General features: G+C 64.6%; 13 protein-coding genes. 9 read left to right on the forward strand and 4 right to left on the reverse strand.

The genetic code is table 11. The annotated features are described in order from the left end of the window. Nucleotides 1-322 precede the first annotated feature (322 nt). The 8 genes from glpD (at nucleotide 323) to AKN83_RS14125 (ending at nucleotide 8,830) form a co-directional block, all read left to right on the forward strand. Complete coding sequence (gene glpD / locus AKN83_RS14090) at nucleotides 323-1,867, forward strand: glycerol-3-phosphate dehydrogenase (RefSeq protein WP_050400652.1); 1,545 nt, start codon at nucleotides 323-325, stop codon at nucleotides 1,865-1,867. Further along, complete coding sequence (locus AKN83_RS14095) at nucleotides 1,864-2,952, forward strand: ABC transporter ATP-binding protein (protein ID WP_050400651.1); 1,089 nt, start codon at nucleotides 1,864-1,866, stop codon at nucleotides 2,950-2,952. Before glpD ends, AKN83_RS14095 begins: the two co-directional genes overlap by 4 nt. Before the next feature lie 12 nt (nucleotides 2,953-2,964). Beyond that, nucleotides 2,965-4,050 carry an ABC transporter ATP-binding protein gene (locus tag AKN83_RS14100; RefSeq protein ID WP_050400650.1) on the forward strand — a complete coding sequence of 362 codons (1,086 nt, stop codon included), beginning with the start codon at nucleotides 2,965-2,967 and terminating at the stop codon, nucleotides 4,048-4,050. Next, nucleotides 4,050-4,952: a carbohydrate ABC transporter permease gene (locus AKN83_RS14105; RefSeq protein ID WP_050400649.1), complete on the forward strand. Its 903-nt coding sequence runs from the start codon at nucleotides 4,050-4,052 to the stop codon at nucleotides 4,950-4,952. The genes AKN83_RS14100 and AKN83_RS14105 overlap by 1 nt, the downstream gene beginning before the upstream one ends. Further along, nucleotides 4,952-5,758, forward strand: coding sequence for a carbohydrate ABC transporter permease (locus AKN83_RS14110; RefSeq protein WP_021075985.1), 807 nt, complete (start codon nucleotides 4,952-4,954; stop codon nucleotides 5,756-5,758). The genes AKN83_RS14105 and AKN83_RS14110 overlap by 1 nt, the downstream gene beginning before the upstream one ends. Nucleotides 5,759-5,766: 8 nt before the next feature. After that, nucleotides 5,767-6,093 (forward strand): DUF2160 domain-containing protein, encoded by a 327-nt coding sequence (locus tag AKN83_RS14115; protein WP_050400648.1) that lies wholly within the window; start codon nucleotides 5,767-5,769, stop codon nucleotides 6,091-6,093. A gap of 110 nt (nucleotides 6,094-6,203) precedes the next feature. Next, nucleotides 6,204-7,946 carry an ABC transporter substrate-binding protein gene (locus AKN83_RS14120; RefSeq protein WP_050400647.1) on the forward strand — a complete coding sequence of 581 codons (1,743 nt, stop codon included), beginning with the start codon at nucleotides 6,204-6,206 and terminating at the stop codon, nucleotides 7,944-7,946. A gap of 173 nt (nucleotides 7,947-8,119) precedes the next feature. After that, nucleotides 8,120-8,830 (forward strand): hypothetical protein, encoded by a 711-nt coding sequence (locus AKN83_RS14125; protein WP_050400646.1) that lies wholly within the window; start codon nucleotides 8,120-8,122, stop codon nucleotides 8,828-8,830. Here AKN83_RS14125 and AKN83_RS14130 read toward each other — a convergent pair. From AKN83_RS14130 to AKN83_RS14145, 4 genes are all read right to left on the reverse strand, one after another. After that, on the reverse strand, nucleotides 8,819-9,631 hold the full coding sequence (locus AKN83_RS14130) for a tetratricopeptide repeat protein (protein WP_050400645.1): 813 nt from the start codon (nucleotides 9,629-9,631) through the stop codon (nucleotides 8,819-8,821). The genes AKN83_RS14125 and AKN83_RS14130 overlap by 12 nt on opposite strands. A 289-nt stretch (nucleotides 9,632-9,920) precedes the next feature. Continuing rightward, nucleotides 9,921-11,024 carry an alkene reductase gene (locus AKN83_RS14135; RefSeq protein WP_050400644.1) on the reverse strand — a complete coding sequence of 368 codons (1,104 nt, stop codon included), beginning with the start codon at nucleotides 11,022-11,024 and terminating at the stop codon, nucleotides 9,921-9,923. An 86-nt stretch (nucleotides 11,025-11,110) separates the two neighbouring features. Continuing rightward, nucleotides 11,111-11,965 carry an SDR family NAD(P)-dependent oxidoreductase gene (locus AKN83_RS14140; protein ID WP_050400643.1) on the reverse strand — a complete coding sequence of 285 codons (855 nt, stop codon included), beginning with the start codon at nucleotides 11,963-11,965 and terminating at the stop codon, nucleotides 11,111-11,113. Nucleotides 11,966-12,072: 107 nt separating this feature from the next. Continuing rightward, on the reverse strand, nucleotides 12,073-12,576 hold the full coding sequence (locus AKN83_RS14145) for a DUF1993 domain-containing protein (RefSeq protein ID WP_050400642.1): 504 nt from the start codon (nucleotides 12,574-12,576) through the stop codon (nucleotides 12,073-12,075). A gap of 362 nt (nucleotides 12,577-12,938) precedes the next feature. Here AKN83_RS14145 and AKN83_RS38270 point away from each other — a divergent pair. Beyond that, nucleotides 12,939-13,158, forward strand: a 220-nt coding sequence (locus AKN83_RS38270; protein WP_157113349.1) for a helix-turn-helix domain-containing protein, incomplete at its 3' end; no start/stop codon positions are given.

The raw sequence follows: 13,158 nt of genomic DNA on the forward strand, positions 1-13,158 counted from the left end.
ATCAAAGCGTTCACTATCAGACCCGTCACCCTGAGGAGCGCGTAGCGCGTCTCGAAGGGTCGACGGCCACTGCTCGGGCCGCGCACCCTTCGAGGCTCGCTCCGCTCGCGCCTCCAGCGACAGCGGCGAAGTCGCTGCGCGGGGGTGACGGGTCTTGCACTGGATGGGCCGAGGGAAAGGTTGCCCCTGCCGCGGTCACCTCGCCCAAAAAATCCCCAGCAGAAGTTCCCCATTTTCACTTTGCTTTCGTTTTTGGTTGTGATCTACTCCAATCCGAAAGTAAAACCGTCAAAGCGAAGGCGGTTGCCGGGGGAAGCGTTCTTTGGACCGAATTTACGACCTCGCCATCATTGGAGGCGGCGTTAATGGCTGCGGCATCGCGCGCGATGCGGCGGGCCGGGGCAATTCTGTTTTCCTCTGTGAAATGAATGACTTGGCCAGCGGGACGTCGTCCTGGTCGACCAAGCTCGTGCATGGCGGTCTGCGCTATCTCGAGTATTATGAGTTTCGTCTGGTGCGCGAGGCGCTGATCGAGCGCGAGATCCTCTGGCAGATCGCGCCGCATATCATTCGCCCACTGCGTTTCGTTTTGCCGCACCACGCGGGCCTGCGCCCGGCCTGGCTGCTGCGGCTCGGCCTCTTCCTCTACGATCATATCGGTGGCCGGCACCTGTTGCCGGCGACGCGCTCGCTCGATCTGACCCGCGACGTGGTCGGCAAGCCGCTGATCCCCGGGCGCTACACCAAGGGCTTCGAATATTCCGACTGCTTCGTCGACGACGCGCGGCTGGTCGCGCTGACTGCGCGCGATGCCGCCGATCGCGGCGCCGAGATCCGCACCCGCACGAAGGCGGTCGAGATCAGGCAGGTCGACGGCGTCTGGCACGTCACGGTGGAGGACACGGCCACCGGTTCGCGTGAGACGATCAAGTCGCGCGTGCTGGTCAACGCCGGCGGCCCCTGGGTCGAGCAGGTGCTGGCGTCGGGCGCCGGCGTCAACGCGCGGGCCAAGGTACGCCTGGTGCAGGGCTCGCACATCGTGGTGCCGAAGCTCTACGACCACGACCGCGCCTACATCTTCCAGAATGCCGATGGCCGCATCATCTTCGTCATTCCCTACCAGAACGATTTCTCCCTGATCGGCACCACCGATCGCGACTATGACGGCGATCCGGCCGCGGTGAAGGCGACGCGCGAGGAGATCGAGTACCTCTGCGCCTCCGCCAGCGAATACCTCGCCAAGCCTGTGAGGCCGGAGGATGTGGTCTGGAACTACTCCGGCGTACGACCGCTTTATGACGACGGTGCGAGCGAGGCCAAGGCCGCGACTCGCGACTATGTATTCGAGCTCGATACGCCCGGCGGTGCTCCGCTGCTGTCGATCTATGGCGGCAAGATCACCACCTATCGCCGCCTCTCCGAAGAGGCGCTGGAGCGGCTGTCGCCCTATCTGCGCGGCGCGAAGGCGCAGGAGGGCTGGACCGGCAAGGCGCCGCTGCCCGGCGGCGACATGGATGTCTCCGCGGTCGCAGCGTTGAGCGCCGAGCTGGTGCGCAACTATCCGTTCCTCGCGCAGTCCCACGCCAATCGTCTCGCGCACGCCTATGGCACGCGCGCCGGCAAGGTGTTGGGCAACGCAGCATCGGCCGAAGATCTCGGCCGCTCCTTCGGCGCCACCTTGACGGAAAGTGAAGTCCGGTACCTGATGGCGAACGAATGGGCTCGGACTGCGGAAGATGTCGTCTGGCGACGATCCAAGCTGGGCTTGCGGATGACGGCGGGTGAAATCGCCGCGCTCGACGAGTGGATGGCCGCCAACCGCGTGTCCGGTGAACGTCCCCTCCGCGAAGCGGGAGGACGGGCATGAGCGTTACCCTGCAGAACGTCACGCGAACCGTGGATGGCGTTGCGACCATCCGCGATGTCTCGCTGACGCTGGAGCGTGGCACGCTCAGCGTGCTGCTCGGGCCGACGCTGTCGGGCAAGACCTCGATCATGCGGCTGCTCGCCGGCCTCGACAAGCCGGCCACCGGCCGCGTGCTGGTCGACGGCAAGGACGTCACCGGCGCCGATGTGCGGCAGCGCTCGGTCGCGATGGTCTATCAGCAGTTCATCAACTATCCCTCGCTGACGGTGTACGAGAACATCGCCTCGCCGTTGCGGGTGCAGGGCAAGCCAAAGGCCGAGATCGAGAAGCGGGTGGCGGAGGCGGCCGCCCTGTTGCGGCTCGAGCCCTACCTCAAGCGCACGCCGCTGCAGCTTTCCGGCGGCCAGCAGCAGCGCACCGCGATTGCGCGCGCGCTGGTCAAGGGCGCCGACCTCGTGCTGCTCGACGAGCCGCTCGCCAACCTCGATTACAAGCTGCGCGAGGAGCTGCGCGCCGAGCTGCCGCGGATCTTCGAGGCGTCGGGTGCGATCTTCGTCTATGCCACCACCGAGCCGTCGGAGGCGCTGTTGCTCGGCGGCGACACGGTGTGCATGTGGGAAGGCCGGGCGTTGCAGACCGGCGCGACGCCGAAGGTCTACCGCCATCCCGACACGCTGCGCGTCGCGCAGGTTTTCTCCGATCCGCCGCTCAACATCATCGGCATCGAGAAGAAGGGCGACCGGGTGGTCTATGCCGGCGGCGAGCAGGCGCCCGCGGCCGGGCTCTACGCCAAGCTGCCTGACGGCATGTACAAGATCGGCTTCCGCGCGCACCAGCTCGAGGTCGGGAACGTCGCGCCCGATCGCCACAAATTCTCCGCTGCCGTGACGGTGACCGAGATCACCGGCTCGGAGAGCTTCGTCCACGTTCACGTCCACGGCTCGAACTGGGTCGCGGTGCTGCATGGTGTGCACGAATATGAACCCGGGCAGGTGCTCGACGCCGCGCTCGATCCCGACGACATCTTCGTGTTCGACGCGGCCGACCGCCTCGTCGCTTCACCCGCAACAAATTTCTCGAAGTGAGGGAGATGCTTCATGGCCCGCATTGACCTCGTCGATCTCGCGCAGTCCTACAACGGCAATGACGCGCCGCTGGAATCCTTTGCGCTGAAGCCGGTCACCATGACCTGGCGGCAGGGCGGCGCCTATGCGTTGCTCGGGCCGTCCGGCTGCGGCAAGACCACGCTGCTGAACCTGATCTCCGGCATCGTGACGCCGTCGCGCGGCAAGATCCTGTTCGATGGCCGTGACATCACCCCGCTGTCGACGCAGAAGCGCAACATCGCGCAGGTGTTCCAGTTCCCTGTCATCTACGACACCATGACGGTGGGTGAGAACCTGGCCTTCCCGCTGAAGAACCGCGGCGTCGCCAAGGCCGAGGTCGATGCGCGGGTCAGGCAGATCGCCGATCTGCTCGACCTCACGCCGTATCTGAACCGCAAGGCGACGCGGCTCACCGCCGACGCCAAGCAGAAGATCTCGCTCGGTCGCGGCCTGGTGCGCTCCGACGTCGCTGCCGTGCTGTTCGACGAGCCGCTGACGGTGATCGATCCCGAGTTGAAATGGCAGCTGCGCTCCAAGCTGAAGGCGCTGCATCGCGAGCTCGACCTCACGATGATCTACGTCACCCACGACCAGACCGAGGCGCTGACCTTTGCCGATACCGTCGTCGTGATGCATGACGGCCGCGTGGTGCAGAGCGGCACGCCGGCCGAACTATTCGACAAGCCGGCGCACACCTTCGTCGGCTATTTCATCGGCTCGCCCGGCATGAACATCGTGCCGGCCGAAGTCTCCGGCCACGAGGCGCGGATCGACGGTCACGTCATCGGCCTGCATCGCAACTATGGTGTCCTGCCGGCAGGCAAGAAGATCGAAATCGGCGTGCGGCCTGAATTCGTCGATGTCGGGGCGCCCGCATCGGGGCTGCTGTCGGCCACCATCGAGCGGATCGACGATCTCGGCCGCATCCAGTTCGCCCGCGTTCGTGTCGGCAACACCAAACTCGCGGCGCGTGTGCCGCCGGGCTTCTCGGTCTCCGGCGATACCGCCGGGCTGATCTTTAATCCCGCTTACGTCCACGTCTATGCCGACAGCCATTTGGTGGAAGGGGTCGCCTGATGGACAAGACCATCAACCAAAAAGCCTGGTTCCTGGTGCTGCCGGTGTTCCTGGTGGTGGCGTTCTCGGCGGTGCTGCCGCTGATGACCGTCGTGAACTATTCGATGCAGGACACCTTCGGCAACAACCAGTTCTTCTGGAACGGCGTCGGCTGGTTCAAGGAGCTGCTCGATCCCTCGACCGATCTCGGCGGCCGCTTTCTGGCCTCGCTCGGCCGCAACCTGTTCTTCTCTGCCGTGATCCTCGCGATCGAGGTGCCGCTCGGCATCGTCGTCGCGCTGTCGATGCCGCGCGAGGGCTGGAGCGTTGCGGCCTGCCTCGTCATCCTGGCATTGCCGCTCCTGATTCCGTGGAACGTGGTCGGCACGATCTGGCAGATCTTCGGCCGGCCCGATATCGGCCTGCTCGGCTATGTGCTGAACCATCTCGGCTTCAACTACAACTACGTCTCCAATGACGTCGATGCCTGGGTCACTGTCATCGTGATGGACGTCTGGCACTGGACCAGCCTGGTCGCGCTGCTGTGCTATGCCGGCCTGAAGTCGATCCCCGACGCCTATTACCAGGCGGCCCAGATCGACGGTGCGTCGCGCTGGGCGGTGTTCAAGGCGATCCAGCTGCCGAAGATGAACCGCGTGCTGCTGATCGCGGTGCTGCTGCGCTTCATGGACTCGTTCATGATCTACACCGAGCCGTTCGTGGTCACCGGCGGCGGCCCCGGCAACTCGACGACCTTCGTCTCGATCGAGCTCGTCAAGATCGCGCTCGGCCAGTTCGACCTCGGCAAGGCCGCGGCGCTGTCGCTGGTCTACAATCTGATCATCCTGATCGTGTGCTGGGTGTTCTACACCGTGATGACCAATGCCGGCTCCGAGCGTCCGGTCAAGGAAGGAGCGGCGTGATGCATTCGATCCCCGGCCGCCGCCTGATCATGGCGCTGTTCCTGATCTTCCTGCTGTTGCCGATCTATTGGCTCGTCAACATGAGCTTCAAGACCAACGCCGAGATCGTCTCGACGATGACCTTGTGGCCGCATACGCCGACGCTGCAACACTACAGGCGCATCTTCACCGACGAGAGCTGGTATTCGGGCTACATCAACTCGCTGGAATATGTCGTCATCAACACCGTGATCTCGATCGCGGTGGCGCTGCCGGCGGCCTATGCGTTCTCGCGTTATCGCTTCCTCGGCGACAAGCACCTGTTCTTCTGGCTGCTGTCCAACCGCATGGCGCCGGCGGCGGTCTACGCGCTGCCGTTCTTCAACCTGTATTCGGCGATCGGCCTGTTCGATACGCCCTGGGCGGTGGCGCTTGCGCACTGCATCTTCAACGTGCCGCTGGCGGTGTGGATCCTCGAAGGCTTCGTCTCCGGCGTGCCGCGCGAGATCGACGAGACCGCCTTTCTCGACGGCTATTCGTTCCCGCGCTTCTTCATCAAGATCCTGGTGCCGCTGATCGCGAGCGGCATCGGCGTCGCCGCGTTCTTCTGCTTCATGTTCTCCTGGGTCGAGCTGCTGCTGGCGCGCACGCTGACCTCGGTGCAGGCCAAGCCGATCGCCGCGATCATGACGCGCACGGTCTCGGCCGCCGGCATGGACTGGGGCCTGCTTGCCGCGGCCGGCGTGCTCACCATCATCCCCGGCGCGCTCGTGATCTGGTTCGTCCGCAACTACATCGCGCGCGGCTTCGCGCTCGGCCGGGTCTAGGAGGGCTCATGGACAGCATCGCATGGATGGCATGGACCTGGCCTACCGCGGTCTTCTTCGTGCTGCTTGCCTCTACGCTCGGGATGATGACCTGGCTCGCGATCGCCTATCCCGAGGCGGAGCGGGTCGGCGTGCTACGCATTCCGACCACGCGCGGCGACCGTCTGTTCGTCTCGCTGGTGCTGGCGGCGGTGATCCATTTGTTGTGGATCGGGCTCGTCGGCACCGATCCGATTTTCACCCTGCCGATCGGGGAGGGCGTCGAGATTTCGAGCCTGTGGCTCGGAACGGTATTTTCGCTTCTTGCAGCCGTGGTGATCTTTCGCACCGTCTGAAGAACGCGAAAAAAGAGCAGATCCGGGGTCTACCCGGGCCTGGATTTAGTCGCTGCAACCGGAGGAATCACATGCGACATTTACGAATGACTAAAGATAAGCTTTTGACGATGACCAGCGCGGTCGCGCTCGTCGCAGCATCGGTCACTCTTGTCGCGCCGGCCCGCGCCGACGAGGCGGCCGCCAAGAAGTGGATCGACAGCGAATTCCAGCCGTCGACACTCTCCAAGGACGACCAGATGAAGGAGATGCAGTGGTTCATCAAGGCCGCTGCCCCCTTCAAGGGCATGGAGATCAATATCGTCTCCGAGACCCTGACGACGCACGAATATGAATCCCGCACGCTCGCCAAGGCGTTCGAGGAAATCACCGGCATCAAGGTCAAGCACGACATCATCCAGGAAGGTGACGTCGTCGAGAAGATCCAGACCCAGATGCAGTCCGGCAAGAACGTCTATGACGGCTGGATCAACGACTCGGACTTCATCGGCACCCACTTCCGCTACGGCCAGGCCGTCGACCTGACCGAGTGGATGAAGGGCGAAGCCAAGGACGTCACCGATCCGATGCTCGACGTCGACGACTTCATCGGCAAGTCGTTCACGACGGCACCGAACGGCCACCTCTATCAGCTGCCCGACCAGCAGTTCGCGAACCTCTACTGGTTCCGCTACGACTGGTTCACCAACCCGGAATACAAGGCCAAGTTCAAGGCCAAGTATGGCTACGATCTCGGCGTGCCCGTGAACTGGTCGGCCTACGAAGATATCGCCGACTTCTTCACCAACGACGTCAAGGAGATCAACGGCGTTAAGGTCTACGGCCATATGGACTACGGCAAGAAGGACCCCTCGCTCGGCTGGCGTTTCACCGACGCCTGGCTGTCGATGGCCGGCAACGGTGACAAGGGCATCCCGAACGGCCTGCCGGTCGACGAATGGGGCATCCGCATGGAAGGCTGCCGTCCGGTCGGCTCCTCGGTCGAGCGTGGCGGCGACGTCAACGGCCCGGCGGCGGTCTATTCGATCGTCAAGTATCTCGACTGGATGAAGAAGTATGCCCCGCCGCAGGCGCAGGGCATGACCTTCTCCGAGTCGGGCCCGGTGCCCTCGCAGGGCAATATCGCCCAGCAGATCTTCTGGTACACCGCCTTCACCGCCGACATGGTGAAGCCGGGCATCGCCGTGATGAACGCGGACGGTACGCCGAAGTGGCGTATGGCCCCGTCGCCGCATGGTGCCTACTGGAAGGAAGGCATGAAGCTCGGCTACCAGGACGTGGGCTCGCTCACGCTTCTGAAGTCGACCCCGGTTGATCGCCGCAAGGCGGCCTGGCTCTACCAGCAGTTCATCGTCTCCAAGACGGTGAGCTTGAAGAAGAGCCATGTCGGTCTCACCTTCATCCGTGAATCCGACATCTGGGACAAGTCGTTCACCGAGCGCGCGCCGAAGCTCGGCGGCCTGATCGAGTTCTACCGCTCGCCCGCGCGCGTGCAGTGGACCCCGACAGGCAACAACGTGCCTGACTATCCGAAGCTCGCTCAGCTCTGGTGGCAGAACATCGGCGATGCGTCGTCCGGTGCGAAGACGCCGCAGGCTGCGATGGACGCGCTCGCCGCGGCCCAGGATTCGGTGATGGAGCGTCTTGAGAAGTCCGGTGTGCAGGGTGCCTGCGGACCGAAGCTGAACAAGAAGGAAACCGCCGAGTACTGGTACAAGAAGGCCGAGAAGGACGGCACCATCGCTCCGCAGCGCAAGCTCGCGAACGAGAAGCCGAAGGGCGAAACGGTCGACTACGATACGCTGATCAAGTCGTGGCCGGCGAGCCCGCCGAAGCGCGCCGAAGCGAAGTAAGACGGCTGGGCTTGACCGCCCACGCCATCCGCAGACTGCAAAAGGCCGGGAGCAATCCCGGCCTTTTTTGCTGGATCGGTGGCTGTGGAGACCAGGTCGGGATTGTGCTCAAATGACGCGATGAGGTCATCATGCGTCTGCTTGTCGTCGCATCATGACCGGGGAGTTTCGCCATGCGCATGACTTTTCGTTGCGATCCGCGGCTCGCGGATCATCTGCCGCGCCCGTTTCCGGCCCGCAGCGCGTTGCCCGACTGGCTGCGCGCGATGCCGGCGAAGGCGCATTCCGACATCCACGATCGCGAGATCCGCACGGTCAAGCAATGCCCGCCCTTCGTCGATGCGATGGCCCATGGGGTCATGATCCCGCTGCCCTGCGATGTCAGGGTCGAGCGCGGCGCCTTCGCGTGGGACTGGGACATTCCGGAGCCGGCGACGCAGGGCCATCCGCGCGCGCCGCTCAGCTTCCATCCCGTGGCGCAATTCGCCGGCGCGCCGTTCGCCAACGGGCAGGCTGCGCTCAAATTCAACAGCTTCTGGACCATCGAGCTCGAGCCGGGCTGGTCGCTGTTCGCGACCCATCCGGTCAATCGCGACGACCTGCCGTTCCGCGTGATCTCGGGGCTGGTCGACGCCGACCGGTTTCACGATGGCGGGATCAATTTCCCGGCGATCTGGACCCGGCCGGATTTTGCCGGCGTGCTGCCGAAGGGGACGCCGGTCGTGCAATGCTTCGCGGTGCCGCGCGCGACCCCCGAACTTGTGTTCGAGCCGTTCGACGATGCGCATCGCGAAGCCTATTCGAAAGTCGTCGGCGAGGTGTTGGCCGCGCCCAATGTCTACCGCAAGCATTTCCGCGCCAGGCGCGGGCGCCTAACCACCTAGCGCCATGCGCAGCGCGCGCTCGTCGAGCCAGAGGCGGCCGTGCGGGGCCGAGGTCATTGCCATTGCGATCGATCCGAACAAACGCGGGCGCAACGCATAGGCGTGCGCGAAAGCCTGCATCGCGGCGTCCGGCTCGCCGCGCTCCTGCAGCGTGATTCCGAGATTGAGCGCGGCTTCGGCGTAATCCGGCCTGATCTCGAGCGCCTTGCGATAGGCGCGTGCAGCGCCGTTGTGATCGCGCAGATCCTGCTTTGCGACGCCGAGATCGAACCACACCGAGGCTGGCGCCGCGCTCGCAACGGCGCGCTCGAGCAGGCTCACCGCATCGGCGAGATTGCCATCTTCCCAGGCCAACCGGCCAAGTCTTGCATTGGCTTCCTGATGCTCGGGAATGGCCTTGAGGATCGCCTGCCAGGCCTCGCAGGCCTGCGCCTTGCGGCCGGCCAGTTCCAGCGTGCGTGCCTTCTCGACGAAGGCCTCGCGCTGCGGCTTGAGCGCGATGGCGCGGTCGAGATGCGCCAGTGCCGCATCGAATTCGCCGCCGCTGCGGGCAAGGCGCGCCGCGAGCAGCTGCGCCGCCGCATTGTCCGGGCGCCGCGCCAGGCTGGTCTCGACATGCCTTCGCGCCGGCGCGATCTCGCCCTTGGCGAACAGCAACGCGGCCAGCAGATGGCTCAGCATCGCCTCGCCGGGCTGGCGCGCGAGCCCGCGTTCGCAGAGCTCGATCGCCTCGCCATGCCGGCCGGCATTGAAGGCGACGGTGGCGCGTCGAACGATATCCTCGGCGTTGTCCTGGCTCATTCCCGCGTGCGACCGTGTTCAGGCTTGCTCGATGCGGTCCATGCTATGCGGCGCCGAAGATCATGGCCAGCGCTTACCGCGCGTGCCGTGGCCGGATGCCGCGCGCATGTGCATAGGCAAGCGAATCTGCACAGGCACAATGAGAAAGGCCGGGAGCGCTCCCGGCCTCTTCTGCTTTCCGCCATTGCGAGGAGCGACAGGGACGAAACAATCCATGCTTCCTCGTATGCGATTCCATGGATTGCTTCGCTCCGTCCGCAATGACCACGCTGAGAAAGCGACGCCAGCCTTACTCCGCCGCCTCGGTCGCCTTCAGCGTCGGATAATCCGTGTAGCCCTTGGCGCCGCCGCCGTAGAAGGTCGCCTTGTCCCACTCGTTGAGCGGGGCGCCGGCCTTGAGCCGCTCGACCAGATCGGGATTGGAGATGAACGGCTTGCCGAACGCGATCAGGTCGGCGGCACCGGCCTCCAGCACCTTCTCCGCCAGCGCGAAGTCGTAGCCGTTGTTGGCGATATAGGCCTGCTTGAAGCGCTTGCGCAGCGATGCGTAATCGAACGGCGCAATGTCGCGCGGGCCGCCGGTCGCGCCCTCGATGACGTGGATATAGACCAGCTTCAGCGCATTGAGATTGTCGACGATGTAATCGAACAGCGGTTGCGGATTCGAATCGGAAACGTCGTTCGCCGGGGTCACCGGCGAGATGCGGATGCCGGTACGGTCGCCGCCGGCTTCGCTGACGACAGCCTTGGAGACCTCCAACATCAATCTGGCCCGGTTCTCGATCGAGCCGCCATAGGCATCCGTGCGCTTGTTGGTGCCGTCCTTGGCGAATTGGTCGAGCAGATAGCCGTTGGCGCCGTGGATCTCGACGCCGTCGAAGCCGGCAGCCAACGCATTGGCGGTGGCGCGCTTGAAGTCGTCGATGATCCCGGGGATCTCCGACAGGTCGAGCGCGCGGGGCTCGGAGACGTCGGCGAAGGTGCCGTTGACGAAGGTCTTGGTCTTGGCGCGGATTGCGCTCGGCGCCACCGGCGCGCCGCCGTTCGGCTGCAACGTGACGTGCGAGATGCGGCCGACATGCCAGAGCTGGATGTAGATATGGCCGCCGCGCTCATGCACGCGATCGGTCACCTTGCGCCAGCCTTCGACCTGCTCCTTCGAATAGATGCCGGGCGTGTCCTGGTAGCCTTGGCCCTGCTGCGAAACCTGGCTCGCTTCGGTGATCAGCAAGCCGGCAGAGGCGCGCTGGCTGTAATATTCCGCTGCGAGCGGGCCCGGGACGAAGCTCGGCGGCACAGCGCGATTTCGCGTCAGCGGCGCCATCGCCAGGCGGTTCGGCAGTGTCGCTGCGCCAAGCTTGAAGGGCTCGAAGAGTTTGGTCGTTTGGCTCATGAGGAATGTTCCAGGAAATGACGGATGGGGGAGAGTTGTGCATTGCGGCGAGAAGCGCAATGGCCGGGCTATTCGCAGTTTGCAGACTAGCCGCGCACAATTCCGCCCATGTGGCCGGCATCGAGGAACAAGGTGTGTGCGTTCACGTAGGAGGATTCGTTCGAAATCAGGAACAGCGCAGCATAGGCGACCTCCCAGCCGGTGCCCTGGCGGCCGAAAGGCACCGTCAGGGCGCGGTCCGACCGCCTGCGGCTGGCATCGCGGCCCATCGGCGTGTCCATGAAGCCGGGCGCGATCACGTTGCAGCGAATGCCCTTGTCCTCGCCGGCCCGCGCGATCGCCCGTCCCAGCGCGATCTGCGCCGCCTTGGAGGATTCATAGGCCGGGTTGCGGCCCCCGGCGCGCTGGCTCGCCATCGAGGAGATCAGGATGATCGCGCCGCCCGGCGCCATCACCTCGAGCGCCTTCTGCGCGAACAGCATGTGGCTGCGCACGTTGACGGCGTAATCGCGGTCCCAGGCTTCCGCCGTCATCTTGGGCAGCGACAGGCCGGAGGAAATGCCGACATTCAGCGCCAGCCCGTCGAGCCCGCCGAGCCTCTCGGCGCAACGTTCGACCGCCGGCGCGATCGCCGCGACCTCGGAGACATCGACCACATCGGTGAAGGCCTTGCCGCCTTCGCTCGTGATCTGCGCGACGGTGTCGTCGGCGGCGTCCTTGTTAACGTCGAGGCACGCGACCGCGGCGCCCTCGCGCGCGAACAGCACGCTCATCGCGCGGCCGTTGCCGATCGGCGGCGCTTCGTCCACGGTTGTGCGCTGTCCGGCCCCGACCACGATGATGCGTCGTTTGGCGAGGCGGCCGTGGTTTTTCGCAAGCCCGAGCGATTCCGCGTGCAGCGAGGCGGACGGATCGATGGCTTTCGGTGCGTGGGTCGACATGGCGTGCTCCCTGACGTCTTGTTGTTGTCAGGGAGCAGTAGCATGGCTGTGCGTGTGACGCGACTTGTCGCACCGAAGCGGGAAATCCCGCCGCGGGGAATATCGCGTCAGCTGACGCCGAGGAAATCGCGCTTGCCGACCTCGACGCCGTTGTGGCGCAGGATGCCGTGCGCGGTGACGGCGTGGAAATAGAAGTTCGGGAACGAGAAGGCGCTGACGAATTGCTGGCCCTTCAAGGTCATGGTGCGATCGGGGCCGATCGGGAAGGTGACGTCCTTGGTGTCGCCGCCGTCGAACTGCTCGGGCTTGAACGACTTTACGTAGTCGATCGTCTTCGCCAGCCGCTGCTTCAGTTCGCCGAAGCTCTTCTCGGTGTCGGGCGTCGACGGCACCTCGCTATGGGTCAGTCGCGCGCAGCCGCGTGCGGCGTGATCGCAGACCAGCTGGACCTGCTTTGTCAGCGGCAGCATGTCCGGGTAGAGCCGCGATCCCAGCAGCACCTCGGGTGCGATCTTCTTCGCTTCGCAATGCGCTTCGGCCTTGGTCAGCTCGCCGCTGAGGCTGTTGAGGATCTGCAAATAGGCCGGGACGACGGCGTCATGAAAGGACATGTGATGCTCCCTGTTCTGATGAAATCCGGATGTTACCGAACGGCGATGCTGCAAGTGGGGCCGCGAAGGGAAGAATACAACTGCGGGGAGCTGTAACACTTGGTCAAATATTTCCCACGGAGCCGGATGTTGATCCGTCATCTTGAGGGGCGAGCCCTTGCGAGCCTCGAAGGATGTACGGCCCGGTCAGAGGCCGCCGTCGACCCTTTGCGGCTCGCTGCGCTCGCACCGCAGGGTGACGGACACGAGGCTGCGTAGCCCGGATGGAGCGTAGCGTAATCGGGGCCTGCATCCGCGGAGGGTGGAGTGCACCCCAAAAGTGAGACACGGGAAATTAGGGACAGTTCTCTAACGGAGAACCTATGCCCAACAAATCACCCCGTGTTTTCAGCCGAGAGTTCAAGCTTGAGGCGGTTCGCCGCATTCTGGCGGGCGAGCGGATAAGGGCGCTTTCAGACGAGCTGAAGGTGCTGCGCAAGGATCTCTACGCCTGGCGCGATCTATTTCGGGCAGGCGGGGCGGCAGCGCTGCGGCCGATCGGCCGCCCGCGCAAAAGCGATGCCGTTGTGCCGAGCCTAAAGG

The organism is Bradyrhizobium embrapense (genome assembly GCF_001189235.2).
Taxonomy (GTDB): domain Bacteria; phylum Pseudomonadota; class Alphaproteobacteria; order Rhizobiales; family Xanthobacteraceae; genus Bradyrhizobium; species Bradyrhizobium embrapense.